17 protein-coding genes are annotated in these 15,815 nt (G+C 66.2%); 7 read left to right on the top strand and 10 right to left on the bottom strand.

Annotated elements, in window-relative coordinates:
• The first annotated feature begins 18 nt into the window (after positions 1-18).
• From ACFC4D_RS22445 to ACFC4D_RS22435, 3 genes are all read left to right on the top strand, one after another.
• Positions 19-972: a pyridoxal-phosphate dependent enzyme gene (locus ACFC4D_RS22445; protein ID WP_376066147.1), complete on the top strand. Its 954-nt coding sequence runs from the start codon at positions 19-21 to the stop codon at positions 970-972.
• A gap of 79 nt (positions 973-1,051) precedes the next feature.
• Positions 1,052-2,491: a short-chain fatty acid transporter gene (locus tag ACFC4D_RS22440; protein ID WP_376066144.1), complete on the top strand. Its 1,440-nt coding sequence runs from the start codon at positions 1,052-1,054 to the stop codon at positions 2,489-2,491.
• Positions 2,492-2,580: 89 nt separating this feature from the next.
• On the top strand, positions 2,581-2,751 hold the full coding sequence (locus tag ACFC4D_RS22435; RefSeq protein ID WP_376066142.1) for a hypothetical protein: 171 nt from the start codon (positions 2,581-2,583) through the stop codon (positions 2,749-2,751).
• A gap of 85 nt (positions 2,752-2,836) precedes the next feature.
• Here the strand turns inward: ACFC4D_RS22435 and ACFC4D_RS22430 are convergent, their stop codons facing one another.
• Positions 2,837-3,718 (bottom strand): sigma-70 family RNA polymerase sigma factor, encoded by an 882-nt coding sequence (locus ACFC4D_RS22430; RefSeq protein WP_376066139.1) that lies wholly within the window; start codon positions 3,716-3,718, stop codon positions 2,837-2,839.
• Between the two features lie 209 nt (positions 3,719-3,927).
• On the opposite strand from ACFC4D_RS22430, the gene ACFC4D_RS22425 reads away from it, so the two are divergent.
• Genes ACFC4D_RS22425 through ACFC4D_RS22415 form a run of 3 tightly spaced genes read left to right on the top strand, consistent with a single transcriptional unit; the run spans position 3,928 to position 6,114 of the window.
• A complete protein-coding gene (locus ACFC4D_RS22425) occupies positions 3,928-5,100 on the top strand; it encodes a serine hydrolase domain-containing protein (protein ID WP_376066138.1) in 1,173 nt (390 codons plus the stop codon).
• A gap of 28 nt (positions 5,101-5,128) precedes the next feature.
• Positions 5,129-5,572 (top strand): DoxX family protein, encoded by a 444-nt coding sequence (locus ACFC4D_RS22420; RefSeq protein ID WP_376066135.1) that lies wholly within the window; start codon positions 5,129-5,131, stop codon positions 5,570-5,572.
• A gap of 35 nt (positions 5,573-5,607) precedes the next feature.
• Positions 5,608-6,114, top strand: a complete 507-nt coding sequence (locus tag ACFC4D_RS22415) for a carboxymuconolactone decarboxylase family protein (RefSeq protein ID WP_376066134.1) — start codon at positions 5,608-5,610, stop codon at positions 6,112-6,114.
• A gap of 656 nt (positions 6,115-6,770) precedes the next feature.
• Here ACFC4D_RS22415 and ACFC4D_RS22410 read toward each other — a convergent pair.
• The 5 genes from ACFC4D_RS22410 to ACFC4D_RS22390 all read right to left on the bottom strand — a co-directional run bounded on the left by ACFC4D_RS22410 (position 6,771) and on the right by ACFC4D_RS22390 (position 11,368).
• Positions 6,771-7,058, bottom strand: a complete 288-nt coding sequence (locus tag ACFC4D_RS22410; RefSeq protein ID WP_376066132.1) for a hypothetical protein — start codon at positions 7,056-7,058, stop codon at positions 6,771-6,773.
• Between the two features lie 402 nt (positions 7,059-7,460).
• Positions 7,461-8,648: an MFS transporter gene (locus ACFC4D_RS22405; RefSeq protein ID WP_376066130.1), complete on the bottom strand. Its 1,188-nt coding sequence runs from the start codon at positions 8,646-8,648 to the stop codon at positions 7,461-7,463.
• Positions 8,645-8,806: a hypothetical protein gene (locus tag ACFC4D_RS22400; protein ID WP_376066127.1), complete on the bottom strand. Its 162-nt coding sequence runs from the start codon at positions 8,804-8,806 to the stop codon at positions 8,645-8,647. The genes ACFC4D_RS22405 and ACFC4D_RS22400 overlap by 4 nt, the downstream gene beginning before the upstream one ends.
• 692 nt (positions 8,807-9,498) lie before the next feature.
• The gene (locus tag ACFC4D_RS22395; RefSeq protein WP_376066124.1) at positions 9,499-9,804 is read right to left on the bottom strand and encodes a hypothetical protein; all 306 of its coding nucleotides are present in this window, start codon (positions 9,802-9,804) and stop codon (positions 9,499-9,501) included.
• Between the two features lie 478 nt (positions 9,805-10,282).
• Positions 10,283-11,368, bottom strand: a complete 1,086-nt coding sequence (locus tag ACFC4D_RS22390; RefSeq protein WP_376066121.1) for an Lrp/AsnC family transcriptional regulator — start codon at positions 11,366-11,368, stop codon at positions 10,283-10,285.
• 131 nt (positions 11,369-11,499) lie between these two features.
• On the opposite strand from ACFC4D_RS22390, the gene ACFC4D_RS22385 reads away from it, so the two are divergent.
• Positions 11,500-12,261, top strand: coding sequence for a hypothetical protein (locus ACFC4D_RS22385; protein WP_376066118.1), 762 nt, complete (start codon positions 11,500-11,502; stop codon positions 12,259-12,261).
• 25 nt (positions 12,262-12,286) lie between these two features.
• On the opposite strand, the gene ACFC4D_RS22380 is transcribed toward ACFC4D_RS22385, so the two are convergent.
• The 4 genes from ACFC4D_RS22380 to ACFC4D_RS22365 all read right to left on the bottom strand — a co-directional run bounded on the left by ACFC4D_RS22380 (position 12,287) and on the right by ACFC4D_RS22365 (position 15,619).
• A complete protein-coding gene (locus ACFC4D_RS22380) occupies positions 12,287-14,191 on the bottom strand; it encodes an alkyl/aryl-sulfatase (protein WP_376066116.1) in 1,905 nt (634 codons plus the stop codon).
• A gap of 80 nt (positions 14,192-14,271) precedes the next feature.
• Entirely contained in the window at positions 14,272-14,583 is a 312-nt protein-coding gene (locus tag ACFC4D_RS22375) for a DUF202 domain-containing protein (RefSeq protein WP_376066113.1), read from the bottom strand.
• Positions 14,584-14,585: 2 nt separating this feature from the next.
• Positions 14,586-14,933: a YidH family protein gene (locus tag ACFC4D_RS22370; protein WP_376066110.1), complete on the bottom strand. Its 348-nt coding sequence runs from the start codon at positions 14,931-14,933 to the stop codon at positions 14,586-14,588.
• On the bottom strand, positions 14,930-15,619 hold the full coding sequence (locus ACFC4D_RS22365; protein WP_376066107.1) for a DUF3159 domain-containing protein: 690 nt from the start codon (positions 15,617-15,619) through the stop codon (positions 14,930-14,932). Before ACFC4D_RS22365 ends, ACFC4D_RS22370 begins: the two co-directional genes overlap by 4 nt.
• Positions 15,620-15,815: the final 196 nt, after the last annotated feature.

Here is a 15,815-nt window from a genome sequence, read left to right as displayed (position 1 = left end):
GAGGAGGAGTTCGGGGTGATGGGTTCGCGGACCCCGGTATTCGACGACGTCACCGCGGCCGCCCGGCGCATAGCGGGAATCGTCCGGCCGCTCACGGTGATCGAGGCCGACGCCGAACTCGCCCCGGGCGGCGGCGTCAGCCTGGCCCTGGAATTCCTGCAGCACTCCGGCTCGTTCAAGGCCAGGGGCGCGGCGAACCTGGTAGCCGCGCTACTGGAGGCCGATCGCATGCCGCACGCGGGCATCGTCTCGGCCACCGAGGGCAACGCCGCCATCGGATTCGCCTGGGCCGCAAACCGATTCGGCGTGCCCGCGACGGCGTTCGTGAGCCGGTCGGCATCCGCGGCGACGGTGCGGCGGTTGCGTGAGCTGGGCGCCCAGGTGCGGATGACAGGCGCGACGAGGGCCGACGCCCGAGACGCGGCACGACGATTTCAGGATGAGAGCGGCGCCATCGAGGCCTATGTCTACGACGAAGCCTTGACCTCGGCGGGAGCGGGCACCATCCTGCTCGAGCTCGCCGCCGCGCGAGCGAACCTGGACACCGTGGTCTGCGCGGTCGGTGCGGGCGGGATGTTCTCCGGAATCGCCGCTGTCGCGGAGAAATTGAGCATCCGGGTGGTCGGGGCCGAACCGAAGGGCAGCCAGGCCCTGCATGCCGCCCTCGCCGCGGACACGGTGCGCACTGTCGAGATCGATTCGGTCGCTTCCGATTCCCTCGGCGCTCCCCGGATCTCGCCCTCCGCTCTGGCCTGGGCGAAGAGCATCGACACCCGCTCGGTCGTGGTGAGCGATGAGGCGATCATCGACGCCCGCCGCCAGCTGTGGCGGCACCATCGCCTCGCCGTCGAGCATGGGTCGGCCACCGCACTGGCAGCCCTGCTCACCGGCGCTTACCGGCCTCGGCCCGGCGAACGCGTCGGGATCGTGCTGTGCGGGGCGAATACCGATCCCGCCGACCTCGCCCGCTGACCGCATAGCGAGTCGATCCCTGCGCGGCAGGGCGTCACAGTGACGCTCGACGTGTGTTGAAGAACGAAGGAACACCCCGATGGCGACTCCCGCAGTAGACACCAACTCCGAGAAGGGACTCGCGCGCATCGCGCAGGTGCTCGCCCGGTGGACGGAGAAATGGTTTCCGGACGCGTACGTCATCGCACTCGCGGGGCTGATCCTCGTGGCTGTCGCGGCCTTGGTCAACGGTTCGACGCCCAAGACCGTGGTCGATGCGTTCGGTGACGGCTTCTGGGATCTGACCGCGTTCACGCTGCAGATGGCCATGGTGGTGTTGACCGGATACGTTCTGGCCACCTCGCCACCGGTCACTCGGCTCATCGACCGGCTGGCCGCCGTACCGCGCACCGCGGCGGGCGCGGTGAGTTTCGTTGCGCTGCTGTCGATGTCGGTTTCCATCCTGAACTGGGCGCTGAGTTTGGTATTCGGGGGTCTGCTGGCCCGCGCCATTGCCCGCCGGGCCGACCTGCGGGTGGACTACCGTGCGCTCGGCGCGGCGGCCTTCATGGGAATCGGCTCGGTATGGGCGCTGGGCATCTCGTCCTCGGCGGCGCAGCTGCAGGCCACGGGTACTTCGCTGCCACCGGCGCTGCTGAAGATCACCGGCGTGCTCGACTTCGGCCTCACTATCTTCACCTGGCAGTCGTTGCTCATGTGCGCGGTGCTGATGGCCCTGACCGTGACGATCGCGTACTTCTCCGCTCCCAAGGGCGCCTCGATCGAGACCGCGGAACAACTGCGTATCGATCTCGACGATGAGCCCGCCGAGATCGCTCCGCGCTCGCGTCCGGGCGAATGGCTCGAGTACAGCCGTGTCCTGCCGATCCTGGTTTGCCTGTTGACCGCGGGCTGGCTGGTCTCCCAATTGACCAGCAAACCGGTGCTCACGGTCGTCAGCAGCCTCAACTGCTATCTGCTCGTATCCCTGATGCTCGGCCTGGCATTGCACGGAACGCCGCGAAAGTTTCTCCAGGCTGTGTCGCTCGCGGTACCTGTCACAGCCGGGATTCTCGTCCAGTACCCGTTCTACGCGGCGATAGCGGCCATTCTCTCCAAAGCGAGAGGGCGGGGCGGCCTTACCCTTTCCGAACATCTGGCGGCGTTCTTCACCCATATCGGCGGTGGTGGGAACTTCGCCGTCGTGATCGCCCTCTATACCGTTGTTCTGGGCATTTTCATCCCGTCGGGAGGTGGGAAATGGCTGGTGGAGGCCCCGTTCGTCATGCAGTCATCGACCGATCTCGGGATGAATCTCGGCTGGACGGTGCAGATTTACAACGTGGCCGAGGCGCTGCCGAACCTCATCAACCCGTTCTTCATGGTGCCGTTGCTGGCGGTACTACGCCTACGGGCACGTGATCTCATGGGATTCACGGTGCTGCAGTTCGTGATTCACTTGCCGGTGGTGCTGCTGCTGGTTCGATTGCTGGGCACAACCTTCGACTATGTCCCGCCGATCCTTCCCGTGAATCCGTGAGCGCGTCACCGAAGGCTACCTGGCGTAAACTCTACGGCAGCAGGAGAATTCGTCGCCGACGAGCGATGACACGATCGAGGGGGAGCATCATGTCGACAAGCGATGATCACACGAAGGACGATGATCCACGCGCCAAGTGGCGCACGCTGCCTCCCGAACCCGAGCCGACGGTCGAGGTGACCCATGTCGAGGGGAGCTCGTCGGATTACACGGTCCCCAATGTCGATCCGGGGCAGGACTTCACTCGGCTCTACGGCTAGCGGTATGCAGGTGCCTCGTCGAACCGGCGCCTCGAGTTCGTCCGCGCGGTAAGCCGCCTGGCAGCGGGGCTGTTGGTGTCGAGGGTCATCGGAGAATGACGCTGAGATCCATCGTGCTGAGTCGCTCGCGGTCGGACAGAATATCGATGCCGATGATGCGATCGTCGGTGATGGTGAAACCGATAATCGAGAAAAGGTTGCCGTTCAGGGTGTTGACGAGTCCGGCGTGACCGTTGACCAGGACGGGATGGACCATGCACAGCGTTGCCATGCGCTGGAAGGTTTCCGCTTGTGCGCCGACTGCGGCTACGCCGCGAATCACCCGCATCGCCTCGCCGGCGTCGGCGCGCAGCACCACGTCCGGGTCGAGCAGGCGCAGGAGTTCATCGAAATCGCCGCCGCGTGCGGCGGTGAGGAACGCGTCGACGACCCGGCGCCCTCGCGGTAGGTCCGCGCCCGGGCCGGGTGTGGCGCCCTGGACGCGGCGGCGGGCTTGGCTGGCCAGTTTCTTGGCGGTCTGCGGCGTGCGGTCGACGATGGGAGCGATCTGTTCATACGGCAGGGCGAACATGTCATGCAGAACGAACGCGAGTCGCTCGGCCGGGCTCAGTGATTCGAGCACGACAAGGAGTGCCGTGCCTACCGAATCAGCAAGTAGCGCTTCGTGTTCGGGGTCGGGCGTGGTGTCGCTCGTGATCACCGGATCGGGCAGCCGGTCGGTGTCGAGCGGTTCCTCGTTGCGGGTCTTGCGCGAGCGCAGCATGTCCAGGCAGACCCGTCCGACGACGGTGGTGAGCCAGCCGCCGAGGTTGTCGATCGCGGCGGTGTCGGTGCGCGCCAAGCGCAGCCATGCTTCCTGCACCGCGTCTTCGGCGTCGGTAGTCGAACCCAGCATTCGATAGGCGACCGCTCGCAGATGCGTGCGGTCTTCTTCGAACTTGTCGGCCAGCAGCTGTGCATCGCGCACGGTTCCTCCTCGATCGTGTCCCACCTCCCTGACGACGCAGCACCGGGAAGTGTGACCTCGCACCGCGTCGTCGGCAGGGATCGAGGACGGGAGTCACGTTCTGCTCGTGCCGAACGTCAGGGCAGCAGAACACATTCCGCGGCTGTCGCAGCCGATGAGCACCGGATCGGTGCGAGTCCGCGGGTACTGCTTGTCGAGAGGACGTCATTGTGAACACGATCGAGGTCGGCGGCACCGTCGCCGCCGGATTCGGGGACGTGCGCGCGGAGTTCGCCGCCGTGGTCGCCGAGGAGGATGGCGAATCGGGCGCGCAACTCGCTGCCTTCGTCCGCGGCCGCAAAGTGGTGGATCTGTGGGCGGGACAAGGGATTTCGGGCACCACCCTGACCGGCCTCCATTCCACGACCAAGGGTGCCGCGGCGTTGGTGGTGGCTCTGTTGATCCAGGACGGTGCACTCGATGTCGACCGGCCGGTCGCACACTATTGGCCGCGCTTCGCCGCTGCGGGCAAAGAGCGCATCACGGTGCGGGATGTACTGGTCCATCGCTCCGGGATCGTCGGCGTCGACGGCGGATTCACCGTCGCCGAACTCGCCGATGAACGCGTCATCGCCGAGCGGTTGATCGGGCAACGGCCGTATTTCGAACCGGGCACTGCGCACGGCTACGGCGGTTTCGTCACCCACGCCATCGTGGGGGAGGTGGTGCGCGCGATCACCGGCACCGGAATCCAGCAACTGTTCGAGCAGCGCATCCGAATTCCCTACGATCTCGACGTCTATCTCGGGCTGCCGGCTGAGTTCGACCATCGTTACCGGCCGATCCTGCCGTGGCGGGCGACCCCGGAGATGAACGCCGCTTTCGCCGCGAATTCCCCCAGTTCGCACAGCGTCGCGGGGATCTCCTACAACCTGAACGCTCGCGGTTTCACCGCCGCCAATGTGATGGCATTGCCGAACGACGCCGCGGTACGCCGCCTGGGCCAGGGGTCGGTCGGTGGTGTCGGCAGCGCCCACGGCATCGCGGCGATGTACGCCGCGGCCATCACCGGAATCGATGACCGGGAGCCCTTGCTGTCACTGGACACCATCGCCATCATCTCGGCCATCCACTCCAGCGGTGCTGATCTGGTGCGTGGTGATAGTGCCCCCTACGCGCTGGGGTTCGAGGCCAAGGCTCTGCTGTATCCGTTTCTCGGCGCGCACGCGTTCGGCCACACCGGTTCGGCCGGTTCGGACGGATTCGCCGACCCGCACAGCGGTCTGACCTACGGATACACCCGCCGCCGTGCCGCGTTCGCGTTCAACGCCCCGGAGAACGCTCGCCTGGCCGCCGCGTTGCACCGCGCCGCGACCGCCGCGCGCTTCGCCGTGTCTGCCTGATATCCCTTCCACACTCCAGGAGCACTTCATGCCCACTCGCATTTCCTCATTGGCGCGTTCACGCGGAGTACGGCTCGCACGCTGGGTCCCCGTGACCGCCGTGCTGGCCGAAACCGCGGTCGGCGCCTATTGGGACCTCGCCCGAATCCCGTATGTCCGTGACACTTTCGACCACCTGGGCTATCCGATGTACTTCGCCACCATCCTCGGTGCCGCGAAAACCGCCGCATTGGCCACCATCTTGACCCCGGGGCATTCCCCGGCGAAGGAATGGGCTTACGCCGGACTGGTTTTCGTCTACGGCGGCGCCGCCGTCTCACATCTGGCGGCCGGTGACGGCCCCGACAGATGGGCGATGCCGGTGCTGTTCGCGGCCTCGACCTTTGCCGCCCGCGCCTGGCTGCCGCAAGCGATCTCCCGCGGATCCGCCGTGCGCGCGACATACGCGGATGAGCGCCTCCGGTACTGCTGACCTCCGAAATTCACTACAAGAGAAGGAAATTCATCATGGCAACCACAACATCCCCGGAAATCGGCTCGCGACTGCCCAACCCGCAACAGCTCGTCCCGGCGCTCGGTGAGGTCGGCGCCGCGCTGTTCAAGGCCACCGGCAACGGAGCGATCCCACGCACCACGATCGGTTTGGTCCAGCTGCGAGCCGGTCAAATCGTCGGCAGCACATACCTGGCGATCTTGCACACGGGCACGCTGCGTTCGGCCGGCGACACCGAAGAACGCATCGCCGCGGTCGCGACATGGCGCGATGCTCCGTACTTCACCGAACCCGAGCGGGCCGCGCTGGCCTTGGTTGAGGCGGTTCTGCAACCGGCGGCGCAGGGGGAGCGGGTTCCCGACGACCTCTACGCCCATGCTGCCGAGCACTACGACCACGCCGCCCTGGCCACATTGGCGATGGTCATCGGCCAGGTGAATTTCTTTGTGCCGCTGGCACTTATCGGCAAGCCGATACCCGGGCGCGCACCTGCCGAACAGTGGACCTCGGTGCAGGCCTAACGGCTCGACCGCCTGGCGGCAGGGTCGGGTGCTGTGGTCTCGGCTCCCGGCCCTGCAGGCGTGGTGCGAGCCCACATGCCGAATGGTTCACGTTGTCATCGGCTGATGTCGGATCCGGCACGCTGACGGTGTGACAGTTGAAGTCGCCGCGGGCGCCCTACCGGATTCCGTTGCCAGCGAGGATCAAATCTCGTACCGCCAGGCCCAGCTCGAAGCGATAACCGGTCCGGTCACCGGCGAGGAAGCCGCGCTGGTCCATGTCTTGGACCGGACGATTGTTTTACGGCCTCGCGTGGACTCTGCTGCATCTCATCGAAACTGGGCCCAATCCCGCAGTGACAACCAAGCCGGAACCCGACGCCAACGAATGGCATCACACCCTCTGGATGCGAGCGGTCGCCGGTGGCCTGGTGACAGCCACCGGCGCACCTGAACAATGAGGGCGTTCCCTCGGAAGATCCACGGACTGAGCCGATCCGAGGTCGGCGGAACGCACTCTACTGGCAGCCTCGTTGCCAAGACATCGAGGCGCGGTACGCGAGCCCCGGCGCACCAGAGATCATGGAGATCGCTGGCCGCGATTGGCTAGGAGTTCGCGGTATCGGACTTCCCGCTACGAGTGCGTCACGGCCGCGCAAACCCGCGCAGACCTTGGATCAGCGGGTGGCGTCGGGCACCCACATGAACCCACTGACGCCGGTGTTGACGCAGATAACCGGTTTGCCGGTGTTCACATCCCACGTCGGGTGCATCGCCTCGCTGCGAGGACATGGGGTATGCACGATCGGTGTCGCCGACGCGGACGCCGACGCGCCCGATCCGATGACCGCCGCAGCGACGGCACCGATCACGGCGGTGCTCATGAAGATTCTCATCGTCTTCTCCCCCTTGTCGTTTCGACCAGACCACGCTGCGGGCCCCGCCGTCATCAACTTCTGCAACATTTCATTCCTCCCGATGATCTCGTGCTGAGCGCGCTCCGCGACATCGGCGCCGCGCACACGTCGCGAGCGATCCGCTCGTGCGTGCAGCCCCCGGACAGCGGATACGCCGTTCCCAGCACGGGGGTGTTTCCTTCGTCCGGCCCGATCCCCGTGGGGCGTCGAACCGCAGGTCCCAGTGAAGTCGTCAACGCTGCGACGGCGAAAGCGACTCATCCCCCCAAGCCCGCGAAACTGCTGCTACAGGCCATGATTCGAGTTCTCCGGTCCGGGGAACGAAGGCCGAATCGACCACCCTTCCCGACCTCGACGCAGGCTTCCGGAGGTCGGTATCGAGTCTGTGCCGACGAACTCACTCGGACCGAGCTCGCGGCGTCCTGGCGCCGCGGTTTTGGGTGTTGGCGGTCATGCTGATTCCTTCAGCAGCGCGGGGCGGGTGCTGGTGTTCGGGCGGGGCATGAGCAGCAGGCTCGGTGCGGTGATGAGCACCGCGATTGCGGCGGTGAGGAATGCGCCCGAGGGTGTGTGGGTGTAGATGGGTAGCAGCAGTACGGGCGACAGGGCCGCGCCGCTGAAGCGCAGCGCGGACACGACCGAGAGTGCGCCGGCACGGTTGTCGGGTTGTGTTCGCACGGTGAGGTTTTGGATGACGACGACGATCATCGACGCGCCGCATCCGGCCAGTGTCCACAGCAGTGCCAGTTGGGCGGGGCCGTGGCTGAATCCGACCAGGGCAACGAACACCGCGGTCACCGCGGTGGCGATGACACCGCAGGGCACGGCGCCGAAGCGGTCGGTGAGGCGTCCCCACAATGTGCCCAGTAGCAGTCCGGCCAGGCCGAATCCCAACAGCAGTGCGCCGGTGCTGGATTGGCCGATGTGGAGCTGGTTTTCGGCGTAGAGCGCGACGAGGAAGGGAATCGAGGAGGCACCGAAGTACGACATGAATGCCCCGAGTGACAGGAAGCCGATCGTGGGGGTGAACAGGCGGCGGAACGGGGGCGCGTCGACGCCGGGGCGTGGATCTCCTGCGGGCGGCAGTGTCGCCAGCGCGAGCGCGACCACCGCGACGACCACGAATGCCCATTGCCAGCCGCGGGCCGCGGCCAGTCCTCCCACGAGTGGGGCGAAGGATTGCCCGGCGGCGAGGCAGCTGGAGAACAGCCCGACCGCTCGGCTCAGGCGGGCGGCGGGTACGAGGTCGGCCAGTGCGGCCAGCAGCAGCGGGGTGGTGAAGGCGTTGGCGGTGCCCATCGCGACGCGGGCGATCATGAACAGGGTGAGGTTCGGGGCGATCGCGCAGATCAGCGCTCCGAGCGCGTAGGCCAGGAAGGCCAGACGTGCGGTACGGCGCCGGCCCCACCGTTCGCCGAGTGTGCCCGATACGAGTTGGGCGGCGGCGAAAGGGACGAAGTATGCGGTCAGTGATGTCGCGGCGCCGGAGGTGGTCGAATGCAAGGAGTGCGCGATGTTCGGCAGCATGGGCGAGACGACGGTCCCTCCCAGCGGTCCCATGCCCGCGCCGATGTACATCGCGACCTTGGTCGCGCGTTCGCGCGCGGTGAGGGTTCGTCGCGCGTCGACGTCGGTCATGACCACCTCGCGGCGATCGGTTCGGCTGCCGCGTTGCGGCCGGAGATCCGCCCGAAGGTGAGGCATTCGGTGATGTTGTCGGCACCCAGGACGAGCGCCGTCTTCTCGGCGAGACCCAGCGGATCGGTGGTAGTGGACGTGATTTCGGCGGTGGTCATGAAGTCCCCCAGTCGAGTTCGACGTATCAACTGATAGGTGAATCGAGCGCGCCGGGTGAAATCTTCCCGTCCAGGGACTACCGCCACGGCGACTATTACTGACGCGACTGTGAGGTTCGGATTCGCTGGCGCGAACTCTGCTCGCAGCTCCAGATCCGACATCGTGCCGATTGGAAACACGGGTACCACCCTCGGGGAGTCCGAGAATCACTGTCCGGCAAGCGGACTCCGGTGCCGTCTACGCGCCGTCGATCCGTGGTCGAGGTGCGCGGGCAGACGGTCGACTCACGGGTGACTCCGCGCTCGGTCGAAGAGAAAGCGGAGAACCCGAGCGATGTCGGCTGTCAAGACAACCGTCAGCGCCGCATCCGCACCTTCGGTGACTACATCGCACAGGAGCGTAAGCAAACAACCGGGCTTCGACCTCGGGCTGGATTGCGCGGTCGCCACCGACCCACGCCACTACACCCAGCACGACCTCGGCACCATCGCCGATGAACTCAACCGACGACCCAGACAGACCCTCGGATTCCGCACACCATCAGAAGCACTCGACCAAGTGTTGCGATAACCGCCTGAACCCGCACCGCATACCGCGCTGACCGAACGATCGAGCGCGAAGCAGCGGAAGATCAACCGGCAGCGGCGATCTGAGGTCGGCCTCACGATAGCCACTGGCGCCGAAAGAACCGTCAGTTACTCCAGGAGCCGTCCGGGTTCTGCGTCAGTTCGCGGTCGGCGGATCGAGGAACGAGTGGGCTGAACAGTTGGTTGAGTTCAGCATCTGTCATCGTGCCGCCGCGTCCGAGGCCAACCCAGATCGACGACTCTTTGAGAGACTTCAAGGAGATTTCGAAGGCATGAAACAGATAGGTGGCGAGCTGAATGTTGGGGGTTGACCCCACCTCTCCCACCAGCCACGTGCCCACTTCAGCTGGAGACTGTCCGCTTTCAGCCCGGGCTCGCAGCTCACCGACGATGCGCTCTCTGTCATGCACTAGGGGCACCTTTCTCCGCTGTGCCAGCGATCGTGGCGAAATCGGCGATCAGCCTATCTCGATCCATGACTCATCAACATCCGATATCTCCTGGGGTCACACCACCTTCCGGCCCGTACGGACCAGGCGTGTCGGTTTGAGTGAACCTTGCTGAGCCGGACCTTCCGATCACGCTGTCTTCGCGGCTACGGGTTGTGGCCGGGCGGGCTGGTCCTTCGGCTTGACTTGGAGTGCAACTCAACGTCCTGGTGTCGGAGGAGTTCTTGTCCCTCGAGGTATCGGCCCGGTCCGCCGGGCAGGAGGAGGATCCGCGCAGGATCACTCGAACGCGGAGGGTGGGGTAAAGCGACCATCGGGCGCGCCTCCTGGCCGATCTTCGTACGAACGCTCGGGCGACATGTCGGTCGTTCAGGGGTATGAGCCGGAGTGGTTTTACCGGCTTGTGGTGGGGTAGGGGGTTTCGGTGTGTTGGGATCGGTCAGCCGAGTGATGGGCTGGCCAAGCGTGTGACCGTGTCGAGTTCGTGTGCGTTGAATTCGGTGTCTTCCCAGAGTCGCAGTGGTACACCGCGCAGGTGGCGGCCCTGGGGGTCGAGCAGGTGGCCGCCGAGTTTGACCGGCCACATGGTGACGGCGCGGTCGGCGATGGTGAGTGCGGGGAATCGGTCGGCGAGGCGTTTTTCGAAGTCGGCGAGGTCGGCGACCGAGCGCAGCCACACCTGCAGCAGTAGGTTGTGGGTGCCGGTCAGTTCGGCGCAGAGGCGAGTTTCCCTGAGCTGTGCGAGTTCTCGTGCTATCCGGGTGGTGTCTGCGGGGCCGGTCGCGCACCAAAGGTGGGCGCCGATCGGCCAGCCGGATACCACGCGCGCGACTTCGATCCGGTAGGTGAGCGCGCCGTCCGCTTCGATGGCCGCCAGCCGTCGTCGCACGGTGGGCGTGGACAGCCCGGTGCGCGTGGCGAGGCGCGACAGCGAGGCGCGGGGATCATCGGAGATCGCGCGCGCCAACTCCATATCGCGCGGCTGGATAGCGCGGGTCGGCAGGTGATCGGGTCGGGTCCGATCCGGCTGGTTCGCCCGTTTCAGCTTGGATTCGTCGACTCGGTCCAACCGCCATTGACCGGGGGAGGAGTGGACGACCACCAGAATGTCCGCGCTGAGGCCGACCACCCCCGGGATTCGGGCCAGTCGCAGGTCTCGGTAGCGGGCCAGTTGTGCCAGGTCTGCCACGATCGCGGTCACCAGCATGCTGCGGCGACCGGAGACGTGTTCGAGGTTGAGCACATGTGAGTCGTTGCCGATGATCCGCGCGATCTCGTGAACGCGGTCGGGTGCGCAGTCGACCTCGATCAAGGCCGCCTGCACACCGCGGTCCTCGAGTCGCGTCGCGCGACAAGCCATCCAGGCGTTGCCCGCCTGTTCGAGGCGGCTCCAGCGCCGCGCGGCGGTGGTGGCGTCGATGCCGAGAGCGTCGCCGATGGCCTGCCAGTCCGCTCGGGGCGCGACTTGCAGCGCGGTGATCAGCAGGTAATCGAGTTCGTCTAGCTGGCTGTGTGGTTCTCGCATCTCAATTCCCGCATATCACTGGCGTCGTTTTTCTCTTTGCTGCAGATTGCGGACCGGCGTCGATGTGATGCGCACCATAGTCGCAGCCGGTCGGAACGAAGGTGACCGGCAGCACATAGGAAGGTCATCGCATGAGGTCTCGGACTCTCACCGTTGTCGCATTGCCGGTCATCGCCGCCGTCGGCCTGGGCGCCGGATCCGCCACTGCCACACCGGATTCGGTCGAAGCGGCAGCGATCCACTACACGGTGAACAGGTCCGGAGACTCCGCTGTACTGAGCGCGCCCGGAGCGCGGTTGTCGGCCGCCGACGGTCAACTGCTGATCACGGATGCCGGCGGTGTTGTGGCGGCCTCGATTCCGTTGTCGTACCGGATGGACGCGACCGCGTACCCGATCGATCTGCGCATCGACGGTGACACCGCCACTCTCACACCGGCACGCGCGAACGGTGTCGCGGTGGTCGATGCGGTGGGCCCCGCGGACGTGGTGCCGGCCTCGAAGCTGGACTCTGTGGCCGAATCCTTCAATATCCGTGACCAGCAGGCGTTGCTCGCCCTGGGCCAGAGGGCGGGCATCGGCAGCGTGACCAGCGCGGTGCTGGGTGCGATTGTCGGCGGCGGCGCGGGATGCCTGCTCGGTGCGGCTGTCGGTGCGACGGCGGTCGGTGTCGCCACCCTGCTCACGGGCCTGCTGCCGGGTGCGGCGATCGGCTGCCTGGTGGGTATGGGCACCTTGGGCCCGATCGGGGCGGTCGGTGGCCTGATCACCGTCGGCGGCCCGATCCTGGCTTGGTCTGCGTTCCAATACTTCTCGACCATTCTCTCGCCGTGCACGGGGCCGGCCCTGTACTGCCAGGATCCGGCCACCGCGCCCTCGGCTCCCAAGCCCTGAGGCGGGATGAAGCGTCATTGCTGGGCTACTCCGGGGTGACGATGGCGAAACCCGGATCGGGTTGATCGAACAGGCCCGCCAGTTTGACGAAGCTCTGGGCGTCACCGGCGATGGTGATCGCACCGGACCGCACGGCGTCGCCGAGGTCTCGGCCGCCGAGCAGGACACCGATGAGGGTGGCGCGAGTGAGGGTGAAGGTCACCTCGGCGGGCGGCAGCTTGTCGCCTCCCGGGTGGTCGAAGTGGATGAGTACCCCGTTGCGTAGTTCCAGGCGGTGGGTGCGGTTCTCGTCGGTGAAAGTCCAGTCGCTGAGCGCCTTTTCGTGCCAAGCCTTCGGCCCATCCAGGCGCAGCGACAGGGCGTCGAAGACCTGCTCGACGGTCAGCGCGGCCATCATGGTCGGTGAACTGGCCTTGGTGGGAGTGCCGACACTGCCGTTGCGCAGCTCGTAGGCGCCCATGAGGAAGAAGTTGCGCCAGGTGGCGTTCTCCGCGCCGTAGCCGAGCTGGTCGTAGGTGCTGGCCAGCAGGGTTTTCGCCGCGTGGTTGGTCGGGTCGGCGAAGATGACATAGTTGACCACCTGGGCGACCCAGCGGTAGTCGCCGTTGTCGAACGCGATACGTGCTTTGCGCAGCACGTCCTCGGCGCCGCCCATGAATTCCACATGCCGGGTAGCGGATTCGACCGGCGGATGCTCCCACAGGTGCGCGGGGTTGCCGTCGAACCAGCCCATGTAGCGCTGGTAGATCGCTTTCACGTTGTGGCTGACCGACCCGTAGTAGCCGTGCGTGTGCCATGCCCCGGCGATGGCGGGCGGTAGTTCGATGGTCTCGGCGATCTCGGAACCGACATAACCCTGATTGAGTTTGCGCAGTGTCTGATCGTGCAGGTAGGCGTACAGATCTCGTTGCTGGGCAAGGTATTCCACCAACCGTTCGGTGCCCCAGGTCGGCCAGTGGTGTGAGGCGAATACGACATCGGAGTCGTAGCCGAACAGATTGATCGACTCGGTCAGATACTGCGACCACACGTGCGGGTCGCGCACCAGCGCACCGCGCAGGGTCAGCAGATTGTGCAGGGTGTGGGTGGCGTTCTCGGCCATGCACAGTGCCCGGTGGTCGGGGAAGTAGAAATTCATCTCCGAGGGCGCTTCGGTGCCGGGGGTGATCTGGAAGACGATGCGCACGCCGTCGACCGTCTCCTGCTGGCCGGTGGCGGTGATGTCGAGCGTCGGAGCGATGAGGGTGACGGTGCCGGTCGAGGTCGTCTGGCCCAGGCCGGCGCCCACCTGTCCCTTCGGGCCGCGGGGCAGGGCCGCGCCGTACATGTAGGCGGCGCGGCGCGCCATAGCGGTTCCGGCGTAGACGTTTTCGGCGACAGCGTGTTCGAGGAATCCGGCGGGCGCGATGACCGGGCAGCGGCCCGCGTCCACATCGTCCTGCGTGGTCACGCCCAGAGCCCCACCGAAATGATCGACATGGGAATGGGTGTAGATCAATCCGGTCACCGGCTTGTCGCCGCGGTGCGCGCGGTAGAGGTCGAGTCCAGCCTTGGCGGTCTCGGCGGAGATCAGCGGGTCGATGACGATCACCCCGGTCGTGCCTTCGATCAGGGTCATGTTCGACAGGTCGAGTCCGCGGATCTGATAGATCCCCTCGGTGACCTCGTAGAGACCCTGGCGGATGTTGAGCCCGGACTGTCGCCACAGGCTCGGGTGCACCGATGCCGGGCACGACCCGTTGAGGAACGCGTAGGAGTCGTTGTCCCACACCACATTCCCGTCGGCGTCCTGTACGACCCCGGGTTCGAGCGCGGCCAGGAATCCGCGATCGGCGTCCTGCTGATCGGTGGTGTCGGCGAAGGGCAGCTCCGCGCTCGCGCGTTGCTGCTGGTCGAGGATGTACTGACTCGGGTCGGTCGAGGTGCTCACTACGTGTCTCCTGTCCCGCCGAGAGCTTCCCGGCGATCGTCACTTCCGTACTGGGCCAACGGGTCTACTGGGCAACGGGCCTATCGAATCGACGGGTAGGTCAGGGCGATCACGAGGGCGACGATTCCCACTCCAGTGACCGCCGATGTGGCGAGGGCGATGTGCTGTGCGCCGTCACTGTCGCTGCCGCCCGCGAGTGCCCGACTGCGCTGGATTGCGATGAGCGTCAAGGCCATCAGGGTGACGGCCGCGCCCAGCGGTGCCGCGCTCGCACCGTGCCAGCTGGTGGCGACCGCGTGATGGACGAACAGGGCCGCGGTGCCCATCGCCGCCACCGCGGTCCGCCGCCACGACAGCGCGGTCCGCTCCTCCGCGAAGGTGGGTGCGGTCACGGTCACAACACCGCTACTGCGGCGAATACCGATACCGCCGCGATGCCGAAGGCCAGGATGGGCACCATGCGCGTCTCCCGCAGTGGCGCACCGCGATTCATCGCGTCCCGGATCCCCTTCCAGTGCCGGAGGGCGCCGAGCGAGACGATGATCGCGAGCGCGATGCAACTGGTCGCCAGCGCCCGCCGCACACCGGCGTGGTGAAACGGCTGCACGAGCGTGTGCACCGCGACACCACCGGCCAGCAAGCCCAGCGCCGTACGGATCCACGCCAGAAAGGTGCGCTCATTGGCGAGGGTGAAGCGGTAGTCGACCGGAACGGTCGGCGCGTCCGCCGCTTCGGAGGTCACGAGATCACCCGATCGTCCGCCATCGCGCCCGAAGGTGACAGGACTCGGTCGCGTGGGCGGTGGCGCACCCACAGCCACGTGACCGCGAGCATGACCACCAGCGCGGGTTTTCCGAGCACCAGGGCCACGGTGCCGAGCACCACGACCTTGTTGGCCACATACAGCGGCACCATGATCAGCAGATGCACGGCCCAGAACGCGAACCAGACCGCAGACACCTTGCGGTGCAGCCGGACTCGGGCGGCGGGGTCGTGCTCGAAGGCACGTTCCAACCCGAGCTTGCGGCATGCCCAATGGCTGAGCGGGCGGCCGGTGAGCATGCTGAGACCGAACGCCAGCGTGGCGACGGCGCAGACGATCAAGTCGGGCAGATAGAACCCTCGGCCCTCGCCCGTGATCCCCACGAACAGCGAGAACACCACGACCACGGCAAGCGAGGCGGACACGACCTTGACCGAGTCCCCCTTCACCAGCCGGTAGAGCGAGATCAGTCCGGCGACCCCGAGCGCGACCAGCACCCCGATCTTGGCATTCGCCGCGGCGTACCCGAGCAGGAAGCCGATCGCGGGTGCCGCCCCGTCGAGCAGATGCTGCGGGCCACCCAGCGCCCGGAACTTGCCCCACATCTCGGCCGCTGTGGATCGCTGTTCGGTGTCGTGCATAGTCACCCCAGTCACCAAAGTCATAGCTATCTTCTAGCTATGAAGGCTGTCATGGAACGGGTCGCCGAAGTGGACGACTCGCGATATCGATTCGGCCTCACATCGAGCCCCAGGACTGCATCAGGTAGGTGAAGTTCGCTGCCAGTTGCGTGACCGTGGCGGCCAGATCGAGCGTCGCGGAGCCGAGATTGATGATCGGGAAATTCATGGTGATCGCCTT

This window comes from Nocardia sp. NPDC056000 (genome assembly GCF_042269265.1).
Lineage (GTDB): Bacteria > Actinomycetota > Actinomycetes > Mycobacteriales > Mycobacteriaceae > Nocardia.
The sequence above is the reverse complement of the archived record's forward strand: the minus strand, read 5'-3'. Positions and strand labels throughout refer to the sequence as shown.